The sequence below is a fragment of the Pelomonas cellulosilytica genome, assembly GCF_021353265.1.
Classification (GTDB): domain Bacteria; phylum Pseudomonadota; class Gammaproteobacteria; order Burkholderiales; family Burkholderiaceae_C; genus Pelomonas; species Pelomonas cellulosilytica.
The window spans coordinates 1-25,084 of record NZ_JAJTWU010000001.1 but is presented as its reverse complement, the minus strand read 5'-3'; the positions used below and the strand labels follow the sequence as shown (position 1 = coordinate 25,084).

Annotated in this window: 24 protein-coding genes; 14 read left to right on the top strand and 10 right to left on the bottom strand. The window is 66.6% G+C overall.

Translation table 11 applies throughout. The features are described 5' to 3' along the window. Nucleotides 1-13: 13 nt before the first annotated feature. The gene (locus tag LXT13_RS00125; protein ID WP_233369563.1) at nucleotides 14-2,062 is read right to left on the bottom strand and encodes a hydantoinase/oxoprolinase family protein; all 2,049 of its coding nucleotides are present in this window, start codon (nucleotides 2,060-2,062) and stop codon (nucleotides 14-16) included. 293 nt (nucleotides 2,063-2,355) lie between these two features. Here LXT13_RS00125 and pilB point away from each other — a divergent pair, with 293 nt between their 5' ends. The 6 genes from pilB (at nucleotide 2,356) to LXT13_RS00095 (ending at nucleotide 7,890) form a co-directional block, all read left to right on the top strand. Beyond that, nucleotides 2,356-4,026, top strand: a complete 1,671-nt coding sequence (gene pilB, locus LXT13_RS00120; protein WP_233370300.1) for a type IV-A pilus assembly ATPase PilB — start codon at nucleotides 2,356-2,358, stop codon at nucleotides 4,024-4,026. Nucleotides 4,027-4,045: 19 nt separating this feature from the next. Further along, on the top strand, nucleotides 4,046-5,272 hold the full coding sequence (locus LXT13_RS00115; RefSeq protein ID WP_233369561.1) for a type II secretion system F family protein: 1,227 nt from the start codon (nucleotides 4,046-4,048) through the stop codon (nucleotides 5,270-5,272). 89 nt (nucleotides 5,273-5,361) lie between these two features. Then, nucleotides 5,362-6,312: a prepilin peptidase gene (locus tag LXT13_RS00110; protein WP_233369559.1), complete on the top strand. Its 951-nt coding sequence runs from the start codon at nucleotides 5,362-5,364 to the stop codon at nucleotides 6,310-6,312. Continuing rightward, entirely contained in the window at nucleotides 6,309-6,914 is a 606-nt protein-coding gene (gene coaE, locus LXT13_RS00105) for a dephospho-CoA kinase (RefSeq protein ID WP_233369557.1), read from the top strand. Before LXT13_RS00110 ends, coaE begins: the two co-directional genes overlap by 4 nt. Before the next feature lie 14 nt (nucleotides 6,915-6,928). Continuing rightward, entirely contained in the window at nucleotides 6,929-7,684 is a 756-nt protein-coding gene (gene zapD, locus LXT13_RS00100) for a cell division protein ZapD (protein WP_233369555.1), read from the top strand. Beyond that, nucleotides 7,681-7,890 carry a DNA gyrase inhibitor YacG gene (locus tag LXT13_RS00095; protein WP_233369554.1) on the top strand — a complete coding sequence of 70 codons (210 nt, stop codon included), beginning with the start codon at nucleotides 7,681-7,683 and terminating at the stop codon, nucleotides 7,888-7,890. The genes zapD and LXT13_RS00095 overlap by 4 nt, the downstream gene beginning before the upstream one ends. Here the strand turns inward: LXT13_RS00095 and LXT13_RS00090 are convergent, their stop codons facing one another. Genes LXT13_RS00090 through tal form a run of 3 tightly spaced genes read right to left on the bottom strand, consistent with a single transcriptional unit; the run spans nucleotide 7,891 to nucleotide 11,073 of the window. Beyond that, nucleotides 7,891-8,511, bottom strand: coding sequence for an HAD family hydrolase (locus LXT13_RS00090; protein WP_233369552.1), 621 nt, complete (start codon nucleotides 8,509-8,511; stop codon nucleotides 7,891-7,893). Beyond that, a complete protein-coding gene (gene pgi, locus LXT13_RS00085; RefSeq protein WP_233369551.1) occupies nucleotides 8,508-10,130 on the bottom strand; it encodes a glucose-6-phosphate isomerase in 1,623 nt (540 codons plus the stop codon). The genes LXT13_RS00090 and pgi overlap by 4 nt, the downstream gene beginning before the upstream one ends. A 1-nt stretch (nucleotide 10,131) precedes the next feature. Beyond that, complete coding sequence (gene tal, locus LXT13_RS00080; RefSeq protein WP_233369549.1) at nucleotides 10,132-11,073, bottom strand: transaldolase; 942 nt, start codon at nucleotides 11,071-11,073, stop codon at nucleotides 10,132-10,134. 115 nt (nucleotides 11,074-11,188) lie between these two features. Here tal and zwf point away from each other — a divergent pair, with 115 nt between their 5' ends. Together zwf and LXT13_RS00070 are read left to right on the top strand one after the other, a co-directional pair. Beyond that, nucleotides 11,189-12,634, top strand: a complete 1,446-nt coding sequence (gene zwf, locus LXT13_RS00075) for a glucose-6-phosphate dehydrogenase (protein WP_233369548.1) — start codon at nucleotides 11,189-11,191, stop codon at nucleotides 12,632-12,634. A 55-nt stretch (nucleotides 12,635-12,689) separates the two neighbouring features. Further along, complete coding sequence (locus tag LXT13_RS00070; protein WP_233370299.1) at nucleotides 12,690-13,550, top strand: MurR/RpiR family transcriptional regulator; 861 nt, start codon at nucleotides 12,690-12,692, stop codon at nucleotides 13,548-13,550. On the opposite strand, the gene LXT13_RS00065 is transcribed toward LXT13_RS00070, so the two are convergent. The 6 genes from LXT13_RS00065 to LXT13_RS00040 are packed head-to-tail and all read right to left on the bottom strand — an operon-like array spanning nucleotide 13,551 to nucleotide 17,498. Then, on the bottom strand, nucleotides 13,551-13,859 hold the full coding sequence (locus LXT13_RS00065) for an STAS domain-containing protein (RefSeq protein ID WP_233369546.1): 309 nt from the start codon (nucleotides 13,857-13,859) through the stop codon (nucleotides 13,551-13,553). A gap of 2 nt (nucleotides 13,860-13,861) precedes the next feature. After that, nucleotides 13,862-14,503, bottom strand: coding sequence for an MlaC/ttg2D family ABC transporter substrate-binding protein (locus LXT13_RS00060; RefSeq protein WP_233369544.1), 642 nt, complete (start codon nucleotides 14,501-14,503; stop codon nucleotides 13,862-13,864). Nucleotides 14,504-14,559: 56 nt separating this feature from the next. Then, nucleotides 14,560-15,414 carry an MlaA family lipoprotein gene (locus LXT13_RS00055; protein WP_233369543.1) on the bottom strand — a complete coding sequence of 285 codons (855 nt, stop codon included), beginning with the start codon at nucleotides 15,412-15,414 and terminating at the stop codon, nucleotides 14,560-14,562. Further along, nucleotides 15,411-15,899: an outer membrane lipid asymmetry maintenance protein MlaD gene (gene mlaD / locus LXT13_RS00050; RefSeq protein ID WP_233369542.1), complete on the bottom strand. Its 489-nt coding sequence runs from the start codon at nucleotides 15,897-15,899 to the stop codon at nucleotides 15,411-15,413. Before mlaD ends, LXT13_RS00055 begins: the two co-directional genes overlap by 4 nt. 19 nt (nucleotides 15,900-15,918) lie before the next feature. Continuing rightward, complete coding sequence (mlaE, locus tag LXT13_RS00045) at nucleotides 15,919-16,698, bottom strand: lipid asymmetry maintenance ABC transporter permease subunit MlaE (protein ID WP_233369540.1); 780 nt, start codon at nucleotides 16,696-16,698, stop codon at nucleotides 15,919-15,921. Next, entirely contained in the window at nucleotides 16,695-17,498 is an 804-nt protein-coding gene (locus LXT13_RS00040; RefSeq protein WP_233369539.1) for an ABC transporter ATP-binding protein, read from the bottom strand. The genes mlaE and LXT13_RS00040 overlap by 4 nt, the downstream gene beginning before the upstream one ends. 305 nt (nucleotides 17,499-17,803) lie before the next feature. Between LXT13_RS00040 and LXT13_RS00030 the strand changes: the two genes are divergently transcribed. Genes LXT13_RS00030 through LXT13_RS00005 form a run of 6 tightly spaced genes read left to right on the top strand, consistent with a single transcriptional unit; the run spans nucleotide 17,804 to nucleotide 24,946 of the window. Then, nucleotides 17,804-18,271 carry a type IV pilin protein gene (locus LXT13_RS00030; RefSeq protein WP_304622792.1) on the top strand — a complete coding sequence of 156 codons (468 nt, stop codon included), beginning with the start codon at nucleotides 17,804-17,806 and terminating at the stop codon, nucleotides 18,269-18,271. Beyond that, the gene (locus tag LXT13_RS00025) at nucleotides 18,241-18,873 is read left to right on the top strand and encodes a pilus assembly FimT family protein (protein WP_233369538.1); all 633 of its coding nucleotides are present in this window, start codon (nucleotides 18,241-18,243) and stop codon (nucleotides 18,871-18,873) included. Before LXT13_RS00030 ends, LXT13_RS00025 begins: the two co-directional genes overlap by 31 nt. After that, complete coding sequence (locus LXT13_RS00020) at nucleotides 18,870-19,265, top strand: type IV pilus modification PilV family protein (protein WP_233369537.1); 396 nt, start codon at nucleotides 18,870-18,872, stop codon at nucleotides 19,263-19,265. Before LXT13_RS00025 ends, LXT13_RS00020 begins: the two co-directional genes overlap by 4 nt. Continuing rightward, nucleotides 19,262-20,425, top strand: coding sequence for a PilW family protein (locus LXT13_RS00015; RefSeq protein WP_233369535.1), 1,164 nt, complete (start codon nucleotides 19,262-19,264; stop codon nucleotides 20,423-20,425). Before LXT13_RS00020 ends, LXT13_RS00015 begins: the two co-directional genes overlap by 4 nt. Nucleotides 20,426-20,481: 56 nt before the next feature. Beyond that, complete coding sequence (locus LXT13_RS00010) at nucleotides 20,482-21,033, top strand: hypothetical protein (protein ID WP_233369534.1); 552 nt, start codon at nucleotides 20,482-20,484, stop codon at nucleotides 21,031-21,033. A gap of 31 nt (nucleotides 21,034-21,064) precedes the next feature. Beyond that, entirely contained in the window at nucleotides 21,065-24,946 is a 3,882-nt protein-coding gene (locus LXT13_RS00005; protein WP_233369533.1) for a pilus assembly protein, read from the top strand. Nucleotides 24,947-25,084 lie beyond the last annotated feature (138 nt).

Here is a 25,084-nt window from a genome sequence, read left to right as displayed (position 1 = left end):
GTTGCGCTTCCCCTCAGGCGAGGTTGATCAGGATGTTGCCGACGTGGTCGACGGTGCCGACGCAGCCGGCTTCGATCAGCGTGGTCGAGTCCATCTCGACGACGATGGCCGGGCCGGGGATGACGTCGTCGGCCAGCAGACGGGCGCGGTCGTAGATGACCGCCGGCACCATGCGGGTGCCGTCCCACAGCTCGTGGTCGCGGATCTTGGCGCGCGCGACGTGGCCGTCGCTCTTGGCCAGCGGGGGCGCGGGCAGCTCCAGCGCCGGGCCCATGGCCACCGCGCGCAGGTTCACCAGTTCGTGCGCGGTGTCCATCTTGAAGGTGAACAGCCGCTGGTGCTCGGTGTCGAAGCGGGCCGTGACGCCGGCCAGGCCGTCCTGGCGCAGCAACGCCGGGTCGATGGCCAGCGGCACCTCGAAGGCCTGGCCTTCGTAGCGCACGTCCAGCTCGAACAGGCTGGTGATGTCGGCGTCGGCGATGCCCTCGGCGCGCAGCTCGGCGCGGGTCTGCCCGGCCATCTCTTCGAGCAGCGCGATGACGGCGTCCTCGCTGGTGTCGGCCACGCGGCGCGAGAAGCTGCGCGCGGTCTCGGTGCGCATGCGGGTCGTCGCGTCACCCAGCGCGCACAGCACGCCGGGCGAGACCGGCGAGATCGCCGGCCACGAGCCCATGAGCCGCGCCACGGCGTTGACGTGCAGCGGGCCGGCGCCGCCGAAGCCCATCAGCGCGAAGTCGCGCGGGTCGTAGCCCTGCTGCACGGAGATCATGCGCAGCGCGCCGAACATGTTCTCGTTGACGATGTCGATGATGCCGCGCGCGGCCTCCATCAGCCCGATGCCCAGCGCATCGGCGATGGTCTGCACGGCGCGCTTGGCGCCTTCGCGGTCGAGCTTGAAGCTGCCACCCAGCAGGTTCTCGGGCAGGTAGCCCAGCACGACGTTGGCGTCGGTCACCGTGGGCTGGGTGCCGCCCTTCTGGTAGCACACCGGCCCGGGCACGGCACCGGCGGACTGCGGGCCCACGCGCAGCGCCTTGGTCAGCTCGGGCACGTAGGCGATGGAGCCGCCGCCGGCGCCCACGGTCTTCACGTCCAGCGCCGAGGCGCGCACGGACAGGTGGCCCACCTCGGTGGTGCGCTGGCGGCGCGCGTCGAGGTTCTCGATCAGCGCGACGTCGGTGGAGGTGCCGCCGACGTCCAGCGTCAGGATGTTCTTGATGCCGGCGTTGCGGCCCACCCAGATCGCACCGGTGACGCCGCCGGCCGGGCCGGACATCAGCAGGTTGACAGGGTGCAGCTCGGACTTCTCGGAGGACATCAGGCCGCCGTCGGAGCGCAGCAGGCTCAGCGAGCCCTTCATGCCGGCGCCGCGCAGCTTGTCGCGCAGGTTGCGCACGTAGCGGCCCACGACCGGGCGCATGCTGGCGTTGGCGACGGTCGTCAGCGTGCGCTCGTACTCCTGCATCTCGGGCAGCACTTCGTGGCTCAGCGACAGGGGCACGTCGGGCATGATCTCGGCGGCCAGTTCGCCGACGCGCCGTTCGTGCTCGCCGTTGAGGTAGGCGTTGATGAGGCTGACGGTGAGCGCCTGGATGCCGGCGTCGCGCAGCTCGGTGAGCACGCGGCGGATCTGGGCCTCGTCGATGGGGCTGACTTCGCGGCCCTCGGCGTCGATGCGGCCGGCGATCTCGACGGTGTCCTGCAGCGCGGCCAGCGGCTCGGGCTTGGGCCAGACGATCCAGCCGGCCAGACCGCCGGGCACGAAGCTGCGTGCGATCTGCATGACCTGGCGGTAGCCCTGGGTCGTCACCAGGCCCACGCGGGCGCCCTTGCCTTCGAGCACGGCGTTGGTGGCCACGGTCGTACCGTGCAGGAAGAACTCGACCTGCGAGGGCGCGATGCCGGCCTTGTCGCAGATCGCGTTGACGCCGTTGAGGATGCCCTCGGAGGAGTCGTGCGGCGTTGAGGGCGTCTTGTGACGCCAGAAGCGGCCGTCCGCATCGTTGAACAGCAACAGGTCGGTGAACGTGCCACCAACGTCCACACCGAGGCGGTAAGCCATGGGCAAAACTCCAGCAAGTCGTCCGCGAGGGGACGGATGTGGAATTCTTCGCAGCCTCGCCTCTCCCTCTGAAACCGGACCAGCGGTTTGTTCGCCTGATGGCTTGCCGGTCGATCCGCCCGAGGGGGCGTCCAGCCAGCATTCCGTCACGATCTGAGGTGGCATCCCCTCGATCGCTGGCAGTTCAGCCACTGGCACAATCGGCAAATCCTGGTCATCGCGTCGCCGACGCCATCGCAGTGGAAACCACGCTCGCCGAGCCGCCCCAGTCCGCCTTGTCCGGCGTTGCCCGCATGCTCGTGCATGCCGGCAAGCTGCAGGCCAAGGTGGCGGAGGATCTCGTCAGGCAGGCCCGCGAGAAGAAGACCAGCTTCGTCACTGCGGTCATCGCCAGCGGCCAGGTGTCGTCGTCAGACCTGGCGCACACGTTGTCCAGCGCGCTGGCCCTGCCGCTGCTGGACCTGTCCGCGATGGACCCGCAGAAGCTGCCGCAGAACGTCATCGACGGCAAGCTCGCCCAGCAGTACCAGGTCGTCGCGCTGTCGCGGCGCGGCAATCGTCTCTTCGTCGGCGGCTCCGACCCGACCGATCTGGAGGTCATCGAGCGCATTAAGTTCGCGACCCAGCTGCAGCCCGAGTGGGTCATCGTCGAACACGACAAGCTGTCCAAACTGATCAGCGCGGCCGGCGTCAGTGCGGCAGAAAGCCTGGAAGCCATCGCCGGCGGCGACTTCGACTTCGACATCGCCGAGGACGATGCGACGCCGCAACAGGAAGCGGCCGCCGAGCTGGCCGACGTGGAGGACGCGCCGGTCGTGCGCTTCCTGCAGAAGATGCTCGTCGACGCGATCAACCTGCGCGCCTCCGACCTGCATTTCGAGCCCTACGAGTTTCACTACCGCGTCCGGTTCCGCGTCGACGGCGAGCTGCGCGAGATCACGCAGCCGCCCATCGCCATCAAGGACAAGCTGGCCTCGCGTATAAAGGTCATCTCCCGGCTGGACATCGCGGAACGCCGTGTGCCCCAGGACGGGCGGATGAAGCTGAAGTTCGGCAGCAAGTCGATCGACTTCCGCGTCAGCACGTTGCCGACGCTGTTCGGCGAGAAGATCGTCATCCGTATCCTGGACTCGTCTTCGGCCAAGCTCGGTATCGACGCACTGGGCTACGAGAAGATCGAGAAAGAGCGGCTGATGGCCGCCATCTACCGGCCCTACGGAATGGTGCTGGTGACCGGCCCGACGGGCTCCGGCAAGACGGTGTCGCTCTACACCTGCCTGAACATCCTGAACCAGCCGGGCGTCAACATCTCCACCGTCGAGGACCCGGCCGAAATCAACCTGCCGGGCATCAACCAGGTCAACGTCAACGACAAGGCCGGGCTGAACTTCTCGGCGGCGCTGAAGTCCTTCCTTCGGCAGGATCCGGACATCATCATGGTCGGCGAAATCCGCGACCTGGAGACGGCCGACATCGCGATCAAGGCGGCCCAGACCGGCCACATGGTCATGTCGACGCTGCACACGAACGATGCACCGAAGACGCTGACCCGGCTGCTGAACATGGGCGTCGCGCCGTTCAACATCGCGTCCAGCGTGCTGCTCATCACCGCACAGCGCCTGGTGCGCCGGCTGTGCGAGAACTGCAAGCAGCCGGCCGACTACCCGCGCGAGGCGCTGCTGAAGGCCGGTTTCGGCGAGGACGATTTCGACGGCAGCTGGAAGCCCTACCGTGCCGTGGGGTGCAGCAATTGCACGAATGGTTACAGGGGCCGCCTCGGCCTTTACCAAGTGATGCCCATTACCGAGGACATCCAGCGCATCATCCTGGCTGAGGGAACGGCGATGGACATCGCCGATCAGGCGAGGAAGGAAGGCGTCCGCGACCTCCGGCAGTCGGGCCTGGTGAAGGTACGCTCCGGCATCACGACGCTCGAAGAAGTCCTGTCCGCCACCAACGAATAATCAGTCGCGAGGAGAGCGCATGGCCACTGCCACCGCTGCAGCAGCAAAAGGCGTCAAGGACTTCGTCTTTGAGTGGGAGGGCAAGGACCGCAACGGCAAGATCGTCAAGGGTGAACTGCGCGCCGGCGGCGAGGCCATGGTCAGTGCGACGTTGCGTCGCCAGGGCATCCTTGTCAATAAGGTCAAGAAGCGGCGCGTCAGCGGTGGCAGCGCGATCAAGCAGAAGGACATCGCCGTCTTCACGCGTCAATTGGCAACGATGATGCGCGCCGGCGTGCCGCTGCTGCAATCCTTCGACATCGTCGCCAGGGGTGCGACGAACCCGCGTCTGACACGGCTGCTGAACGACATCCGGCAGGACGTGGAGACCGGCACCAGCCTGTCCTCCGCTTTCCGCAAGCATCCGATGTACTTCGATGCGCTGTACTGCAACCTCGTCGAAGCCGGCGAGGCCGGCGGTATCCTGGAAGCCTTGCTGGACCGGCTGGCGATCTACCAGGAGAAAACGGTCGCGATCAAGAACAAGATCAAGTCGGCGCTAACTTACCCGATCGCCGTCCTGACCGTCGCCTTCATCGTCGTCGCGGTCATCATGATCTTCGTCATCCCGGCCTTCAAAGAAGTATTCACGTCATTTGGCGCCGACCTACCCGCCCCGACGCTGATCGTCATCGCGATGTCGGAGTTCTTCGTCAGCTACTGGTGGGCGATCTTCGGCAGCTTGGGCTTCGGCATCTACTTCTTCCTGCAGAGCTGGAAGCGCTCCGAGAAGATGCAGAAGCGCATGGACCGCATCCTGCTGAAGGTGCCCGTCTTCGGCGACCTGATGTACAAGTCCGCCGTTGCCCGCTGGACGCGGACGCTGGCGACCATGTTCGCCGCCGGTGTGCCGCTCGTCGAAGCGCTCGACTCCGTCGGTGGCGCCTCGGGCAACGCGGTCTTCGCCGAAGCCACCGAGCAGATCCAGCGCGACGTATCCACCGGCTCGGCGCTGACCACATCGATGCAGACCACAGGCATCTTCCCGACGATGGTGCTGCAGATGGCATCCATTGGCGAGGAGTCCGGCTCGCTGGACCACATGCTGTCCAAGGCCGCCGAGTTCTTCGAGGACGAGGTCGACGAGGCCGTGAAGGCGCTGTCCAGCCTGATGGAGCCCTTCATCATCGTCATCCTGGGCACGCTGATCGGCGGCATCGTCGTGTCGATGTACCTGCCCATCTTCAAGATCGGCTCGGTGGTGTGACCCCGTAGGCACCGGCGGCCGCAAACAGCGCCGCCGGCCTGCCAAACGCGGGTAGATTCCGCCCGCATCCCGACAGCCCGCGCCGCATCATGCCCTCAGACTCCATCGACTGGTCCCTCTGGCTTTCGCCCTGGGTGCTAGGGGCCCTCGGCCTGTGCATCGGCAGCTTCCTGAACGTTGTCATCCACCGGCTGCCCCAGATGATGGAGCGGGAATGGCTGTCCGACACGGCGGAGTTCCTGCGCGACAAGGCCATGCTGCAGCGTTCGCTGGGCGCCAGCGCGCAGCGTGCCGCCGAGATCGAGGCCTTTGGCGAGCGCCTCGGTGAGGACTGCGCCAAGCTTCCCAAGCTCACGCTTTCCCGGCCCCGCTCGCGCTGCCCCCATTGCGGCCACGTGCTCGCGTGGCACGAGAACCTGCCGGTCGTCGGCTGGCTGCGCCTGGGCGGGCGCTGCGCCGCCTGCAAGGCGCGCATCTCGATGCGGTATCCCGTCGTGGAAGCCGCCACCGGCGCCTTGTTCGCCGCGACGGCTGCCGTCTTCGGCCCGACGCCGATGACGCTGGTCTACATCGCCGTCATTGCCATCGTCCTCGCTGCAGCGCTGATCGACCTGGACACCACCGTATTGCCGGACGGGATGAACTTCGCCGTCATCGGCCTCGGCCTGGCGGCGGCGTGGCAGCACTGGACGCCTGTCAGCCTGGGCGACGCCGCGCTGGGCGTGCTGTTCGGCTACGGCGCCTTGTGGGCCATCGCCACCGGCTACGGCAAGTTGCGCAACCGCCGCGCGATGGGCGAAGGCGACTTCAAGCTCTACGCGGCCTTCGGCGCTCTGCTGGGCTGGCAGTTGCTGCCGCCGGTGCTGCTGCTGGCGTCGGCCGTCGGCGCGATCGTCGGCGGCTACATGGTGCTGCGGCGCGACCATGACCGCAGCGTGCCCATCCCCTTCGGCCCCTACCTGGCCGGTGGCGGGCTGGCGGCGATGTTCTTCGGCCGCGAATTGCTCGAACTGCTCTACCCGCTGCTGCTGCCGGCATGAGGATCGGGCTCACCGGCGGCATCGGCTCGGGCAAGAGCACGGTCGCCGGTTTCCTGCGCGAGGCCGGCGCGGCCATCGTAGACACGGATGCCATCTCGCGCGGGCTGACGCTTGCCGGTGGCGCCGCCATGCCCGCCATCGCGCAGGCCTTCGGCGCCGACTTCGTCTCGCCGGACGGCGCGCTCGACCGCGAGCGCATGCGGGCCCTCGTCTTCTCCGACACCGCCGCCAAGCGCCGGCTGGAAGCCATCCTGCATCCGCTGATCACCGCAGAGGCGCTGGCACAAGCGGACGCCGCTCGCGAACGCCTGATCGTGTTTGACGTGCCGCTGCTCGTCGAATCCGGCCGCTGGCGCTCGCGCGTGGCGCGCGTGCTCGTCATCGACTGCAGCGTCGAGACGCAGGTCGAGCGCGTGCTGCAGCGCCCGGGCTGGACGCGCGATCGCATCGATGGCGCCCTCGCAGCACAGGCCAGCCGCGAAGCGCGCCGCGCGGCGGCCGACGCGGTGCTGCTCAACGATGGCATCCCGCCGATCACGCTCAGAAACGAGGTCATGCGCCTGGCTGCACGCTGGGGCTGTGAAACAATCACGCCGCCCTGACTGAATCCCGCGCCGTGGTCCTGTACGAGTACCCGTTCAACGAGAGCATCCGCACGATGCTCCGCCTCGAACACCTGTTCGACCGCTTCGGCGCGCTGATGGCCCGCGACACTGCGCTGGACCATCATTTCGCCCTGGTCACGCTGTTCGAGATCCTCGACGTCGCCTCGCGGGCCGACCTCAAGAGCGACCTGCTGAAAGAGCTCGAGAAGCACAAGGCCCAGTTCAACAGCTACCGAGGCAGCCCGGGCCTAGACGAATCCCGACTCGACGAAGTCATCGCCCGCATCGACGGTGCGTTCCAGCGACTGAATGCATTGAGCGGCAAGACCGGTGCAGCCCTGTCGGCCAACGAATGGCTGATGAGCATCCGCAGCCGCATCAGCATCCCGGGGGGCACCTGCGAGTTCGACCTCCCAGCCTACTTCCACTGGCAGCAGCTGCTGCCGGTACGCCGCCGCAAGGACCTGATGCACTGGGCCCAGACGCTGATGCCGATGGCCGAGGCGCTGCAGCTGCTGCTGGGGCTGTTGCGTGACTCCGGTGCACCACACAAGGTCGCCGCGACGGCGGGGCAGTTCCAGCAGAGCCTGCCGGCCGGCCGCGTCTACCAGCTGCTGCGCATGCGCATCGACCCGAGCCTGGGGTTGATCCCTGAAATCTCCGGCCACCGGCTCATGGTGTCCATCCGGCTGATGCGCCAGGACGAGGAAGGCCGGCTCAAACTCGCCGCGGAGGACGCCGGCTTCGAGCTGACGTTGTGCACATGAAGACAAACGCCCAAGGTGAGCGCCTCGTGCGCTGCCCACAGTGCGGTGGCGACAGCGTCTTCGCGTCCAGCAACAAGTGGCGGCCGTTCTGCAGCGAGCGCTGCCGGCAGATCGACCTCGGCGCCTGGGCAAGCGAGAGCTTCCGCATGCCCGCCGCGCCACCGCAGGACCCGGACGACGCCGGGCCCGGCGGGCTGGTGCATTGATCAGGCGCTGAGTAAGCGCCGCGACACGAGCTCACGGCGCGCGCTCGCGGCGTCGGTGAACACGCAGGCCTGCCAGTCGCGCGCCAGTGCCGCCTCGACATTGACCGGATGGTCGTCCAGGAACAGCAGGTCCTGCGGCGCCGCGTCGAACTGCCTCTCAGCCATCGCGAAGATCTCGGCGTTCGGCTTGATCTGCTTGACCCTGCCCGAGAACAGCCCGGACACGAACCACTCGCTCAGCGGGTAGCTGCTGCTCAGGTGATCCGCATACGGCTCGGGCATGTTGGACAGGAAGTGCAGCGTGTGCCCGGCGGCCTGCAGGTCGCGGATGAGCACGACGGTCGCCGGAATGGGCATCAGCTCGTCCGGCACCGCGCGGACAACGGTCTCCACCTCGCCGCGCGGCCAGCCGGTGCGCACAGCGATGCGGCGCACCACCTCGTCGGCACCGATGAGCCCCTGGTCGAACAAGCCCCAGTCGCCACCGTAATTCTGGAAGAAGAGCGCGGCAGCCTGCGCGCCCTGCTCCAGCGTCTCGATGCGATGCGGCCACACGCGCGCGAGGAAACTCGCGGGGTGCCAGCGGAAGACCACCCCGCCGAAGTCGAAGACAACCTTCATGCGGCGAGCAGCCGTTTCAACAGGCCAGCGGTGGAGCCGTCCAGGCCCGTCGCGTCGCCCGACGCCAGGCGCGGCAGCAGCTGGTTGCACAACGCCTTGCCGAGCTCCACGCCCCACTGGTCGAAGCTGTTGATGCCCCACAGCGCACCGGTGACGAAGACGCGGTGCTCGTAGAGCGCGATCAGCGCACCGAGCGAACGGGGCGTCAGCGCCTCCAGCAGCAATGTCGTGCTGGGGCGGTTGCCGGGGAAGCTGCGGTGGCGGGCCAGCACGTCGCGGTCCAGCGTGGCCGATGCGGTCGGCGCCTTCTCGGTCAGCGCCTCTGCCGCCGTCTTGCCCTGCATCAGCGCCTGGCTCTGCGCCAGGCAGTTGGCGAGCAGCTTGCGGTGCTGGTCGGCCAGCTTGTCGGCGAGTTCGCCACTGACGCCGAAGTTCGGGCGCTTCACGGCGATGAACTCGACCGGGATGACGTCCGTGCCCTGATGCAGCATCTGGAAGTAGGCGTGCTGGCCGTTCGTGCCCGCCTCGCCCCAGACGACCGGCGACGTACCCAGCGACAGCGCATTTCCGTCCAAGTCCACGCCCTTGCCGTTGCTCTCCATCTCCAGCTGCTGCAGGTAGGCCGGCAGCCGGCGCAGGCCCTGGTGGTAGGGCGCGACGCTGCGGCTCGTGAAGCCGTGGAAGTTGCGATACCAGACATCGATGAGGCCCAGCAGCACCGGCAGGTTGCGCTCCAGCGGCGTCGTCGCGAAGTGCTGGTCCATCGCATGCGCACCGGCCAGCAGCGCGCGGAAGTTCTCGGCACCCACGGCGATGGCGATGGGCAGGCCGATGACGGACCACAGCGAGTAGCGGCCGCCAACCCAGTCCCAGAAGCCGAAGGCCGTGTCGATGCCGAAGGCCGCGGCTGCTGCCGTGTTGCTGCTCGTCGCAACGAAATGGCGCGCGACATCCGTGCCGCCCGCGGCCAGGAACCAGGCCTTGGCGGCCTGGGCATTGGCCAGCGTCTCCTGCGTCGTGAAGGTCTTGGACGCGATGACAAACAACGTGTGCTGCGCATCCAGACCGGCGAGCACGGGCGCCAGGTCATGGCCATCGACGTTGGAGACGAAGTGCAGCTTGAGGTCGCGTCGGCCGAACGCCTGCAGCGCCTGCACAACCATCGCCGGGCCCAGGTCGCTGCCACCAATACCGATGTGAACGACGTCGGTGATGGCCCCTCGATCGCCACGCCGCACGCCCTCGGCAAACGCCAGCATCGCGTCCAGCGATGCCTGCACCTCGGCATTGAACGGCGCACCGCTGCTGGCCGGCGCGCGCAGCGCCGTGTGCAGCACTGCGCGGCCTTCGGTGTGGTTGACGGGGTCGCCGCGCAGCAACGCATCGCGGCGTGCCTCCAGGCCGCAATCGCGAGCCAGCTTCAGCAGCAAGGTCAGCGTCGGGGCGTCGATGCGGTTCTTGGACAGGTCCGCGAACACCTCGGGCGCCTCGAACGACAGCGCGCCGAAGCGGCCGGCGTCGGCGCGGAACGCATCACGGATGTCGAAGCCGCGGCCACTCGCGGCGAAATGAGCCTGGAGTTCGGCCCAGACGGGCGACTGGTCGCAGCGCAGCGTCACGTCAGGCCTCCTGGATCAGCTTGTCCAGCTTGCCGGCATCAATGGCGAACAGCCGGATGCCTTCGGCCAGCTTCTCGGTTGCCATGGCGTCCTCGTTCAGCGCAAAGCGGAAGGCGGCCTCATCCAGCTCGACCACCGGCATCGCCGGCATGCGGGCCGGATCCAGCGCGCGCTCCAGTTGGGCGTCAGAGTCCTTGAGCTGGGCCAGCAGGTCGGGGCTGATCGTCAGCAGGTCACAGCCAGCCAGCGCGCGGATCTGGCCGATATTGCGGAAGCTGGCGCCCATGACCTCGGTCTTGATGCCGTGCTGCTTGAAGTAGGCGTAGATCTGCGTCACCGACTTGACGCCCGGGTCGTTCGCGCCTGCCTGGGAGGCCTCGTCCCAGGCGCTGCCGGCGGACTTCTTGTACCAGTCGTAGATGCGGCCGACGAAAGGTGAGATCAGCTGCACCTTGGCTGCACCGCAGGCCACTGCCTGCGCGAAGGCAAACAGCAGCGTCAGGTTGCAGTGGATGCCCTCGCGCTCCAGTTCGGCCGCAGCCTGGATGCCTTCCCATGTCGAGGCGAGCTTGATCAGCACGCGCTCGCGCGGGATGCCGGCGGCTTCGTACAGTGCGATGAGGCGCCGGGCGCGGGACAGGCTGGCGGCCTTGTCGAACGACAGGCGCGCATCGACCTCGGTCGACACGCGGCCCGGCACGACCTTCAGGATCTCCAGACCAAAGCGGACGAGCACCTGGTCGACGATCTCGTCCAGCGGCTTGCCGCGATGGGCGGCCACGGTTTCCTTCAACAGCGGCGCGTAGTCGGGCGACTGCACGGCCTTGAGGATGAGCGACGGGTTGGTCGTCGCATCGCGCGGCGCGAACTGCGCCAGCTGCAGGAAGTTGCCCGTGTCGGCAACCACGGTCGTGAAGGCTTTGAGCTGGTCGAGCTGGTTCATGGACTGAGCTCCGGATTGACCCGGTGAAGAAACTGCTGCATAGTATTTCACGAAACTAAGTTACACAACGGCGCGTGTCACCCATGATGGCTGCATCCGCCTGGAGACTTCACTGATGTCCTTCGATCTCGTGTTCTTTGGCGGCACCGGCGACCTGACGTGGCGCAAGCTGATGCCTGCGCTGTTCCAGGCCTTCCGGCACGGCAAGCTGCCCGAAGGCGGTCGCATTCTGGCGGTCGCGCGTGACGAGCAATCCGACGAACGCTACCGCGAATGGCTCAAGGAGCGCTTCCGCGAGGTCGACGGCGCCAAGCGGCCGACCGACGAGGAGTTCCAGCGCTTTGCCGAGCTGATCCACTACCGCCGCATGGACCTGTCACAGCCCGAGCATTACGCCGGGCTCAAGGAGTGGCTGGACGCGCGCAATGCCGACACGGTCGTCCTCTACCTCGCCACCAGCCCTCACCTCTTCACCGGTATCTGCCAGCAACTCGGTGCGGTCGGCCTGAACCATCCCAAGGTGCGCGTCGTGCTGGAGAAGCCGCTGGGCCATGATCTCGCCAGCGCCCAGGAGATCAACCGTGCCGTCCGCGCGGTGTTCGCCGAAAGCCAGGCCTTCCGAATCGACCACTACCTCGGCAAGCCGTCCGTGCAGAACTTGATGGCGCTGCGCTTCGGCAATGCGCTGTTCGAGCCGCTGTGGCGCCGTGAAAGCATCGCCAACATCCAGATCACGCTGGCCGAGCGCCTGGGCGTGGGCACGCGCGGCGCGTTCTACGACGGCACCGGTGCGCTGCGCGACATGATCCAGAACCATGCGCTGCAGCTGCTGACGATGATCGCGATGGAGCCGCCGTCCAGCAACGACGCCGACGCCATCCGCGACGAGAAACTCAAGGTGCTGCGGTCGCTGAAACCCTTCACCGCTGAGAGCGTCGCCCGCGACGTCGTGCGCGGCCAGTACCGTGCCGGCAACATGGAAGGCCAGGCCGTGCCCGGCTACCTGGACGAGGTCAAGGTGCCGCCGGCCAGCCAGTGCGAAACCTTTGTGGCCCTGCGGACCGAGGTCAACAACTGGCGCTGGGCCGGCGTACCGTTCTACCTGCGCACCGGCAAGCGCCTGGCCGAACGCGACGCACAGATCGTCGTGAACTTCCGTCAGGTGCCGCACAAGATCTTCCCGGGCGCCAACCAGCCGAACCGCCTGGTCATCAAGCTGCAACCCGAGGACGGCCTGGAACTGCAACTGCTGGCCCAGAAGGGCGCGGGCGCCGGCGAGCAGCTGACGCCGGTGTCGCTGGACCTGGACTTCGACAAGGCCTTCGCCACGCAGCGCGTGGGCGCCTACGAACGCCTGCTGCTGGACGCCATCGCCGGCCGCCTGAACCTGTTCGTCCGCAGCGACGAGCAGGAGCAGGCCTGGCGCTGGGTCGAACCCATCCTCGACGCCTGGGCGGCCGATTCGAGCGGCCCGCGGCCGTACGCAGCAGGCTCCTGGGGGCCTGCGGCGGCCAGCGCGCTGGTGGCACGCGACGGTTTCTCGTGGGCCGAAGAGCAGTGACTGTCGCCGCGCATCGCCCCGCCCGGCCCGTAATGGCAGGAGAGCGGACATGAGCATCCTGGAGCGCGTGAAAGCCGCCCTGCCGGCACTGCCGCCGGCCGAGCAGCGCGTGGCCAAGCTGCTGCTGGCCGACGCTCGCAGCTTTGCGAGCCTGCCGGTCAGCGAGCTGGCCGACCGGGCCCATGTCAGCAAGCCGACCGTCGTGCGCTTCTGCCGCAGCGTGGGCTATGACGGCCTAGCGGATTTCAAGCTGAAGCTCGCCGGCAGCGTCAACGAGGGCGTGCCCTTCGTGCACCGCGCGGTGGACGAGGACGACAAGCCGTCCGACATCATCGTGAAGGTCGTCGACAACGCGGTCGCCGCGCTACTGCACTACCGCAACGACGCAGCAAGCCACGCTTTCGAGCGCGCCATCGAGGCGCTGGCCGACTCCGCGCGACACGGCAAACGCATCGAGTTCTACGGCGTCGGCAACTCCGGTATCGTCGCGCAGGACGCACAGCACAAGTTCTTCCGGCTGGGTGTCAACACGGTTGCCACCAGCGACGGCCATGTGCAGCTGATGAGCGCCACGATGCTGCAGCCCGGCGACTGCGCCGTCATCATCAGCAATTCCGGCCGCAGCCGGGATCTGCTGGATGCCGCAGAGATCGCTCGCAAGAAGGGCGCGACGATCATCATCATCACGGCCAGCGCATCACCGCTGGCGCAACTGGCGCTCGGTCCTGGCCAGATCCTGCTGGCGGTGGACCACCCCGAGGACTTCGATCGCTACAGCCCGATGGTGTCGCGACTGCTGCACCTGATCGCCGTGGACATCCTGACGACGGGCGTCGCGCTGAAGCTCGGCCAGCACTTGCGGCCAATGCTGCAGGAAATCAAGAAGAACCTGCGCGCCAAGCGCTACGCCGGCTGATCAGACGGCCGCCGCCGACGGCCACAGCAGCTCGGCCACACCGTAGACGCGGGCGAGCTCGCGCAGCTTGTCGGGGGCATCGCTGAGCTTCAGCGTGGCGCCCTGTTCCCGGCATTGCCGGGCGGCCGACAACAGCAGGCTGAGGGCCGAGGAGTCGAAGTCCGTCAGCTCGGCCGCCGAGAGCCTGACCTCCCGGCCTGCCGCCGCCAGCACCTGGGCGGCCTCGGCACGCAGCGCCGGCGACATCTGCGCCCAGGCGGCGCGCGCGCCGTCCATGCGCAGCCGCGACGGCAACTTCAGGCCGCTCAAGATCAGCTCTTGGCCGCAGGCGCTGCGGCAGCCTTGGCGTTCTTGTCCGCCAGGCTCTTGATCAGGCCATCGATGCCGTTGGCGCCGATTTCCTGTGCAAAGCTGTTGCGGTACTGGTCTGCCAGCCAGATGCCCAGTACGTTCACGTCGTAGATCTTCCACTCGGCGCCGGCCTTCTCCAAGCGGTAGTCCAGCTGGATGGGGTCACCCTTGCCACGGATCTCCGTGCGCACGACGACTTCGGTATCGGTGGGCTGCGCACGCAGCGGCTTCAGGCCGATGGTCTGGTCCTTCACCTGCGTCAGCGCGCCGGCATAGGTGCGCACGAGCAGCGTCTTGAACTCGGCCTGCAGCCGGGCCTGCTGGTCCGGCGTGGCCTGGCGCCAAAAGCGGCCCACGGCGGACGCCGTCATACGCTGGAAGTTCACATGCGGCATGACCTTGGTGTCGACCAGCGCGATGATCTTGTTGACGTTGCCGGACTGGATGTCCTTGTCGGCCTTGACGGCCTCGATGGTCTCCAGCGAGAGCTGGCGGATCAACTGGTCGGGCGCGCCGCCATCGGCGGCCTGAGCCGCATGAGCCAGGCCGAGGCCCAGCGTGGTCACGGCAAGAATACGGCGCAGGGTAGTCAGCAGAGTCATGGTGTCGCTTTCTCTAGGCGGAGACCGTCGCTCAACGCGCCAGCCCCCGATTCGGTTCACCGGGCAGCCGCGGAGGCCGGCTCGGCGGGTTTCTTCACGTTCGGTCCAGAAGCAGTGGCCTCGGGCGCCGAAGCCGCGTCAGCGGGCGCCGAGGCGGCCTCGCCGGGCACCAGCACCTCGACCTCGTCGTCATCATCGAAGCTGCCACGGCGCTGCAGGTAGGCGTCGCGGTAGAAGGTGTACTTGTCCAGGGCGATGCCTTCGAGCATTTCACCAGCGCGCAGGAAACTGGCCCGCTTGTTGACGATGTTCAAAGCCACGATGCCTGTCTTCTTGCGTCCGTCATCGAAAACCACGGCCGGTGATGCCTGCCAGTCGACGGGCAGCGCAATCGAATCGCGCACCGACGACGGCCCGAACACCGGCCAGACGATGTACGCGCCGGTGCCCATGCCCCACTTGCCGAGCGTCTTGCCGAAGTCCTGGCTGTTCTTCTCCAACCCGGCCTCGGTCGCGATGTCGAGCACGCCGGCCAGACCCAACGTGGAGTTCACGGCAAACCGCATGCCCTGCTCCACACCGGCCTTGAAGCGCCCCTGCAGGAACAGGTTCACTGCCGACCAGGCGTCGCCGATGTTGCCGAAGAAGTTGTCGATGCCGGTGCGGATCGGCGAAGGCACAACCTCCGAATACGCGGTGGCGACCGGCTTCAGCACGTTCTCATCCAGCTTCTCGTTGAAGGCGAAGACCTTGCGGTTCCACGACTCCCACGGGTCCAGGCGCTGGCCCTTGGAACCCATGACCTTGTCTGCCGCGGCCTGGATGCGGTCCCCGACCCGCTGCACGGTCTGGCAACCAGCCAGGCCGGCCACCAGCGCCAGCAGCGTCAACCAACGTACGACGCGGCTCACTGTTTGCCTCCCGAGGCAGCGGTGCTGCCCATGTCCGCCGCCTTGCTGTTGATGAACTGGCCGATGAGGTTCTCCAGCACGACAGCGCTTTGCGTCTGCTTGATGAGATCACCCGCCATCAGGTTCTTCTCCTCAGCACCAGGCTCCAGGCCGATGTACTGCTCGCCCAGCAGGCCCGAGGTCAGGATCTTGGCGGAGCTGTCCTTGGGGAACTGCGTGTTCTTGTTCAGGTTGATGACGACCTTGGCCTGGAAGGTCTTGTCATCGAAGCTGATCGACTCCACGCGGCCGACCACGACGCCGGCGCTCTTGACGGCAGCGTTGGGCTTGAGCCCGCCGATGTTGTCGAAACGCGCAGATACCTGGTAGGTGGCGTCGAAATTGAGGCTGAGCAGATTCCCGGCCTTCAGCGCCAGGAAGAGCAGCGCCGCGCCGCCGAGCAGCACGAAGAGACCCACCCAGGCGTCATGACGAGAGGGTTGCATGTGTTCTCCCTGACTCCATTCAAATCGAAAACATCATCGCGGTCAGCATGAAGTCCAGGCCCAGCACGGCCAGGGACGACAGCACCACGGTGCGAGTGGTGGCGGCCGACACGCCCTCCGGCGTCGGCCGGCAGGTATAGCCCTGCTGCAACGCGATGAACGTGACCGTCACGCCGAACACCAGGCTCTTGACGACGCCGTTGCCGACGTCCGCAAATACATCCACTCCGCCCTGCATCTGCGACCAGAACGCGCCAGCGTCGATACCGATCAGCGGCACCGCCACCAGCCAGCCACCGATGATGCCGACGGCCGAGAAGACTGCCGCAAGTAAGGGCATGGCGATGAAGCCCCCCCAGAAGCGCGGCGCCAGCACGCGCTGCACCGGGTCGACGGCCATCATTTCCATCGCCGTCAACTGCTCGCCGGCCTTCATCAGGCCGATCTCCGCCGTCAGCGACGTGCCCGCCCGGCCGGCGAACAGCAGCGCTGTGACGACCGGGCCCAGCTCGCGCACCAGGCTCAGCGCGACGAGCAGGCCCACCGCCTCGGCGGAACCGTAGCGCTGCAGCGTGTAGTAGCCCTGCAGCGCCAGCACAAAACCGACGAACAGGCCCGACACACCGATGATGGACAGCGACTTGTTGCCCAGGTGGAAGACCTGCTCGCGCACAAGGACGAAGCGTGCCAACGCCTTCGGCGACCGGGCGAGCAAGCTGAAAAACAAGCGGGCAGACATGCCCAGGTCCACCAGGGACAGGCGCACGCTGGCGCCGATGCGAGTCGCCAGGGCCATCATCGCGCCACCCCGAAATCCTCGGCCACGGGGCGGGCCGGTTGGTGGAAGCGGACAGGTCCATCGGTCTCGGCGCGGACGAACTGCCGCACCAGCGGATCCTCGCTGCGGCGCAGGTCGTCGGGCGTGCCCTGGGCGACGACCCGGCCGTTGGCGATCATGGCCACCTCGTCGGCGATCTCGAACGTCTCGTGCAGGTCATGCGACACGATGACGCTGGTGAGCCCCAGGGCGTCGTTCAGGTCGCGGATCAGCCGTGCGGCCACGCCCAGCGAGATCGGGTCCAGGCCGGCGAAAGGCTCGTCGTACAGCACCAGCTCGGGATCAAGTGCGATGGCGCGCGCCAGCGCGACACGCCTCGCCATACCCCCGGACACCTCACTGGGCAGCAAGTCGCGCGCGCCGCGCAGGCCCACGGCATTGAGCTTCATCAGCACGAGGTCGCGGATCATGGGCTCCGGCAGGTCGGTGTGCTCCCGCAGCGGAAAGGCCACGTTCTCGAAAACGGTGAGGTCAGTGAACAGCGCGCCAAACTGGAACAGCATGCCCATGCGCCGCCTCACGGCGTACAGACCGTTCAGATCCAGCGGCGCGAGATCCTGGCCATCGAACAGCACCTGGCCGGACAACGGGCGCAATTGCCGGCCCAGAAGACGCAGCACGGTCGTCTTGCCGCCGCCCGACGTGCCGATCAACGCCAGCACCTTGCCTCGCTGCAACTTCAGGTTGACGCCGTCAAGGATCACGCGATCGCCGTAGCCGCAGCTGACGTTGCGCAGTTCGATCAGGGGAGCGGGTGTCAAGGAATTCACGCAGGCGGGCCGAAACCAGCGGAAAGAAAGGGCGCCATGATAGGGGAAACACCGAGGACCGCCCTGACGGTCTATCTTTACCGCACGAGCCGCCGAAAACCCGCTGGCCAACGCGGCGCCGGTTACGTCCGCTTGCACCCATCAACAGCAAGACACGACGCCCTCGCCGTTGACGCGTGTGTCAGTTCACGAAGCGCGATGGCCCCGCGACCAGCGTTCGCTCGACCGCGACGAGCGGTCACCGCAGCGCGCCTCCACCGACCACAATTTCTTCACTAGCCTGACTAAGACTCGCCATGCTCCGCCAAGCCCGAACCCAAGCCGCCCGAGGCTTCACGCTGATCGAAGTGATGATCACCGTGGCCATCATTGCCATCCTGGCTGCCGTCGCGCTCCCGCAGTACAAGGACTATGTGACGCGCAGCCGGTTGGCCGATGCCAGCACGGGCCTGGCGACGATGCGCGCTCAGATGGAGCGCTACTACCAGGACAACCGCACGTACGCGAACGTGAGCACCTTCGTGGCGCCTTGCAACAACAGCACGGTGTCGGCGCGAACTTTTGGCAACTTCGTCATCACCTGCGATGGAACCCCGGACGCCTTGAGTTTCAAGCTGAAGGCCACCGGTAGCGGCCCCGTCGCCGATTTCGCGTACACCATCAATCAGCAGGACGTCAGGGCCACGGCTTCGCTGCCGACCGGCTGGGCCGCCGTCACCACCTGCAGCAGCAAGTGGATCCTGAAGAAGGGCGACACGTGTTAAGCGCTCGCAGCCGCGGTTTCAGCCTCATCGAGCTGATGGTGGCGGTCGCTGCGCTGGCCATCCTGACGGCTATGGCGGTACCGAGTTTCACCACCTGGATCCGCAACGCACGCGTGCGCACGGTGGCCGACGCGCTGCAGTCCGGCATCAGGGTCGCCCAGACGGAAGCGCAGCGGCGCAGCCAGTCGGTCGTGCTGTTCCTCACGGCGAACAAGGAGTGCTCGTCGACGGCAACGGCCGATGTCAACGGCATGCAGTGGCAGATCCGCTCGATACCCAACCCGTTGATGACTGACGAGTCGCCCATCGATATCCAATGCGGCGTGCTGACGGACGTGTCGTCGGGCGTGAAAATCACCCCCGCGCCTCTTATCGCAGCGCTTTGCTTCTCTGGCGACGGCCGACAGACGACATTGACCAACCCGGCCGCCATCGGCGTGAACTGCACCGCGTCAGCGACGCAATTCCTGATCGCGCCTGAAAACCCGAACAACGACAGCCGCCCACTGCAGTTGGAAGTCTCGCTGTCCGGGTCCGTCCGTTTGTGCGACCCCAAGAAGGCCACCACCGCGCCAGACGGCTGCAGGAGCACGCCCCCGTGAAGTACTTCAAGACACCTCCAGTCCGCGGCTTCTCGCTCATCGAGATGCTGGTGGGCGTGTTGATCATCTCGTTCGGCCTGCTGGGCCTCGTCACGCTGCAGGCCCGCGCGCTGCAGGCATCCACGACGACCGAGGATTCGCAGCGGGCGACGCTGCTGGCGAACGAGATGGCCGCCATCATCATCAACGCCAACGACGTGAACGTCGACCAGACGACCATCGTGAAGCCTTGGGCCGACCGGGCCTCTGCCCCCGACCGCGGAGGCCTGCCTGGCGGGACCGGCACCGTCACGGTTAACGGCAACACCGCGCGCATCACCGTGAGCTGGAAGCCCACGGGCTCCTCCACCGACACCTACCGCTACGTCACCGACGTGATGATTCCGCAATGAGCCCGATCCGACGCCTGAATCGCGGCTTCTCGCTACCCGAGCTGATGGTGGCGGTGGCCATCGGCCTCGTGCTGACGCTGACGATCTCCACCATGGTCGCGCGCCAGGAAGCGGTACGCCGCGGCGTCACGTCGGGCAACGACCTGACGAGCAACGCGGCTTACGCGTCCTACCTGCTGGACCAGGAGCTGCGCAGCGCTGGCGCGGGTTTCAGTCAGGCGGTCTCCAGCAACTACAGCTGCAGGCTTTTGGTGTCGAACAACAACACCCAGCTGTTGCCCTCGCCCGGCGCCTTCCCCGCCCCATTCGCCAGCATTCCGCAAGCCCCCGTCCTGGCACCTCTGATCGTCCATGCCGGCGCCGGGGCCGGCGGTTCGGACGTGATCGCCGTGGCCACGGGCAACTCAGGGCTGACGGAGTCGTCCGTCATGCTGTCGCCGGGCACGGCTGCGGCCGGCCAGGTGAAGCTGCCCAACACCTTGGGCATGCGCGGCGGCGACCTCGTGCTGGTCTCCCAGCCCCGGAACACGCCGCCTGTCAACTGCATGCTGCAACAGGTCAGCGCCGGCTTTGCCGGCGGTGCCCCCGAGGTGCTCACCTTCAGCGGGCAGTACGCAGCCAATGTCATCAACGGCGTTGCGCTGGCGGACTACGCCATCGGCGACACGAGGGTCTCGGTGCTGGGCAACGTGACCGGCAACAGGCCGAAGCTTGAATTGCTGGGCATCGATGCCAGCAGCCGGCTGATGGCCTACGACCTGCTGCAGCTGACGGCCGGCACGCAACAATTGGTGGAAGGGGTGGTGGACATGCGCGTCCTGTATGGCGTGGCTGCGCAACCGCTCGCGGTGCTGCCTGCCCAACGGACCGTGGCGAACTGGGTGGCACCCACGGCCAACGGATTCACCGCCGCAGCGCTCAGCGCCGGCACCCCCGTAGCGCAGAACAACCTGAAATCCATCCTTGCCGTGCGCGTGGGGCTGGTGCTGCGCAGTGACCTGGTCGACAAAGACGATGTCACGCCAGCGTCATTGACGCTTTTCAGTGACCTGCCGTCAGCCGTGCAATACACCTACACCGTGCCCAATGGCACCAAGACCCAGCGCTACCGGACCGTGGAGTTCACGGTACCGCTGCGCAATGTGCGGTACGCCCGCTGACTGCGATGAAACACCCCAGGGTTCCCCTCCCTCGCCCACGCGCGCAGCGCGGCATCGTGCTGATCTTCGCGCTCATCACGCTGGTCATCCTGATGATCGGCGCGGTCGCCATTTCCCGGTCACTCAGCAGCAGCCAGTTCACGCTGGGCAACATCGGCTTCAAACGTGACATCACCAACCAGGGCGAACGCGCACTGCAGGAGGCGATGAATGCCGTCCGCGCTGGCGGCCTGCTGGCAACCGAGACAGTCCGCAACGACAACGTCATGGCGGCGAACTACAGCGCGACGCTGCTGCCGACGAACGCGCAGGGCATCCCCATCGCACTGATGACTGACGCCGAATTCGCCAAGGTAGCCAGCGCCAGTGACCGGAAAGTCGCCGACATGGGCGTCACGATTAGGTACGTGATTGATCGCATGGCGACCACAACAGGACCCTGCACGCCCGGCACCTGCGTCATGGCCAACCAGCAGGTCTTCGGAGGCGCGTCGAACGAGCCGACCAAACCTTCTCCGCCGGCACAGGCCATATTCCGCATGACGCTGAAGGTGACAGGGCCGCGCAACACGGTGTCGTACTTCCAGTCCACCTTCACCACCAATTGAGACCGCCGCCCACGGCATGTCGAGGTCCCTCATGAACGTCCCATTTGTCAGTGCCCGCAGCATGGTGGCTGCCGCCAGCCTGCTGTCCATCGCCGCCACGACGACGGCCCAGGTCCGCCTGGCCGACCAGCCAGTGTTCGCTGCCGTCAGCGTGCCAGGCAACCTGGCACTGGCGCTGTCCGTCGAGTTCCCGACGGCCATCAGCGTCGCCTACTCGAACCGCACGTATTCGGCGGCCAACACCTACATCGGCTACTTCGACCCACAGAAGTGCTACGCCTACCGCTACACCGACGGCGTGGGCGTCGACAACTACTTCTACCCGGCGGGGACGACCACCACGCGCACCTGCAGCGGCCTGTGGAGCGGCAATTTCCTGAACTGGGCGACGATGCAGACCATCGACCCCTTCCGCTGGGCACTGACCGGCGGCTATCGTGTCATCGACACCGCGTCGCTCACCGTGCTCGAAAAGGCCTGGGGCGCCAACATCGGCAGCACGAGCAACTTCCCCGACAGCAGTGTGGCGGGGAACACGCTGCTGGCCGGCGCCACGCCGTTCTCGACGGCGGCCGGTATGGCGACGCGCATCTGGTCGCTGGGCAACAAGATGCGCTTCATGACGGCCACCAAAGGCGTGCCGAGCCCCGACTACAGCAAAGCCGCCACGGCATTCAACCCCAGCGCGAACTACGTCCAGGGCACGCTGTACGAAGTCTTTGTCCGCGTGAAGGTCTGCGACACCTCCACCGCGGCGGGCGGTGTGGAAGCCAACTGCACCGCTTACCCGAACGGCAACTACAAGCCGACTGGGCTGATGCAGCAGTACGCCGACAAGATCCGCTACAGCGCGTTTGGCTATTTGAACGACGGCAGCATGAGCCGCGACGGCGCCGTGCTGCGCGCGCGCCAGAAGTTCGTCGGCCCGACCATGCCGGTGCCCGGGGGGCTGCCGGTCACCAACCCCAAGGGCGAGTGGGATGCGACGACGGGCGTCATGCTGGCCAACCCGGACTTGGCGGACGCCACGGATACCAGCAGCGCGCTGGGCATCACGATCAGCAACAGCGGCGTGATGAACTACCTCAACAAATTCGGTGAAATCTCCGGGACATACAAGACATACGACCCGGTCGGCGAGCTTTACTACGCCGTCCAGCGCTACTTCCGCAACGTGGGCAATGTGCCGGCCTGGTCGTCCATGGGCAACGCCAGCGCGGCGACGAAAACCACCTACGCCGACAACTTCCCGGTGATTACGTCCTGGGACGACCCGATCCAGTATTCCTGTCAGCGAAACTTCATCCTGGGCATCGGCGACGTCAACACTCACGCCGACCGCAACCTGCCGGGCACAACCGGCGCCTCCGAGCCAGCCAAGCCGGCCGAGGTCACCGCCGACACGGCCGTCAATGCAGGCACATGGACGGACCGGGTCGGCGTGCTGCAAGGCCTGGGCACCTCGCTTTCAACCGCGGCCTACGGCTCCACCAACAGCGGCGCGCTGATGGCCGGTCTAGCCTATTGGGCCAACATCAGCGACGTCCGTCCCGACATGGATGGCAAGCAGACTATCCAGACCTACTGGCTGGACGTCATGGAATACCAGGCGTTCAAGGCCAACAACCAGTTCTACCTGGCCGCGAAGTACGGCGGCTTCAAGGCGCCGGAGAACTACTTGGATTCAACGGCGACGGCGGCCATGTTCGCCTCGAACGCCACGACGAAGTCCTGGTGGTGGACAACGTCCGACACGGTTCCCAATGGCGATCCGCGGCCGGACAACTTCTTCACAGCCTCCCAAGCCGACCTGATGGTCGCCGGCCTCACGAAGAGTTTTTCCAGCATTGCCTCCCAGCTGAGCGCGTACTCGACGTCCTTCGTCACGTCGGTGCCACAGATCGCGACGCTGGGCGTGTCGTCCTATGCATCCAAGTATGACGCCAAGACATGGACCGGCGATGTGGTGGCCAGCCTCGCCACCATCGATGCCACCACGGGCAAGCCCACGCTGGATACGCGTTGGAGCTTTGCCGACAAGCTCGCGGCCCAGGCTGCGGGAGCGGGCTGGGATACCGGTCGCAACATCGTGACGTACAACACGTCGACCAAGGCAGGCATCCCGCTGCGCAGCGCCAACGTCCCGTCGGCCCAGCTGGCACTGCTGAACACCGACTACGTCAGCGGCGACGACTCCGCGAATTACCTGAACTATCTGCGTGGTGACCGCACCCACGAGCGCTCGTCCACTGCCAGTGGCTCCACGCACGCGTATCGCGATCGGGCAGCGCTCGTCGGTGACATCGTCAACGCCAAGGTCAAACCTGTCGGCCCTCCGTCTGCACCTTATTCGGCGGTCAGCAACCCGGGGTACGACACCTTCAAGACAACGTATGCCAACCGCACACCCATGGTGTATGCCGGCTCGAACACGGGCATGGTGCATGCCATTGACGGCAATTTGACGGGCAACACCGCCGGCCGCGAGGTGTTCGCCTACGTGCCGGGCGCCCTGTTCAATGGCCCCTCGTCCACGCCCAACGTCAACGGCTTGGCTTCCGTCGGCAACCCGCAGTTCACACACCATTTCCTGGTGGACGCGCCGCCGCTTGCGGTCGACGTGGACTTCGGCCGCACCTCCGGCGGCAGCGGCACCGATTGGCGGTCACTGCTGATCGGCGGCCTGGGCAAGGGGGGCAAGGCGATCTATGCGCTCGACATCACCAACCCGGCTTCAGTTAGCAGCGAGACGACCGCCGCGCAGAAAGTGCTGTGGGAGTTCACCGATGGTGACCTTGGCTATACCTACGGCCAGCCGGTCGTCGTCAGGACCCGCAAGTACGGCTGGGTCGTCGTTGTCGCCTCCGGCTACAACAACAGCAATGGCCGCGGCTACTTTTTCTTCATCAATCCGCGCACTGGCGCGCTGCTGGAGAAGGTGGCCACCGACTGCAGCGCCTGCTCGTCGAGCAACCAGATGGGCTTGGCTCACCTGAACGCATTCATCATCGACCTCAGCGAAGGCGTGGCCGACGCCATCTATGGCGGTGACCTGATGGGCAACATCTGGCGGCTGGACGTGACAGGCTCGTCGGGCTACCCCGCGCCGGTAAAGATCGCGACGCTGACGGGTTCGGACGGTAATGCGCTGCCCATCACCACCAAGCCGCTGCCTATCGTTCAGCCCGATACCAACCGCCGCTACATCACCGTGGGCACGGGTCGCCTGCTGGACTCCAGCGACCTGAACAGCACACAGGCCCAACGCTTCTTCGCCATCCTGGACGGCACCAACGGCGCCTTCAGTGCCGCGGCTGACCTGCCTACGGGCCTGAGCTTCCCGTTCTCCACGGCCAACATGCGCCAGCTCACGGACCTGAGCAAGTCGATCACGCTGGACTTGCGCACCGAGGTTGGCTGGTACATCGACCTGGGGGTGTCCGCTGGCGGCCCGGGCTGGCGCGTCTTGTCGGACCCCGTGTCCTACTACGGCGTCGTGTCCTTTGCAGCCACCGCTCCGAGTTCTGGAGACCCCTGCTCGCCGAACGGCAACAGCCGGGTGTACTCAGTCGATCTGGGAAGCGGAGTCTGCGCTTTCAAGAACGGAACGTCCACGTGCTATGTCAACCCACGCGACGGCATCGTTACTGACCTGCAGATCGTCAAGCGGGAGCCCGCCACACCAACGTGCACTCCGGGATCTCCCGGGTGCCCTGTTTGCGGCACTGCCGGAGCCGCACCGTGCCCTGAGTGTGGCGTCCCCGGAAAGCCTGATTGCCCTTGTGGCGATCCCGGAGCCGTCAGCTTGGTCAACGGGACCTCGGGGGGCAGCACCAGCTGCACCCCAGTGACCCCGCCAGGTGCCCTGGGCCTGCAACGCCTGAACTGGCGCGAGATCATCATCCGGAACTGAGGCGCCAGCCTCCCGATCGGCATAGGGGGCCTCCAACGAAGGAGGCACCCCTGCCACACCACCTGGCATGCGGGTCCGCACCAGGCGGTTCGAGAGTTTGAGGTCATGAGAGGCGGGGCAGGCCCAGTTGGTCGAACC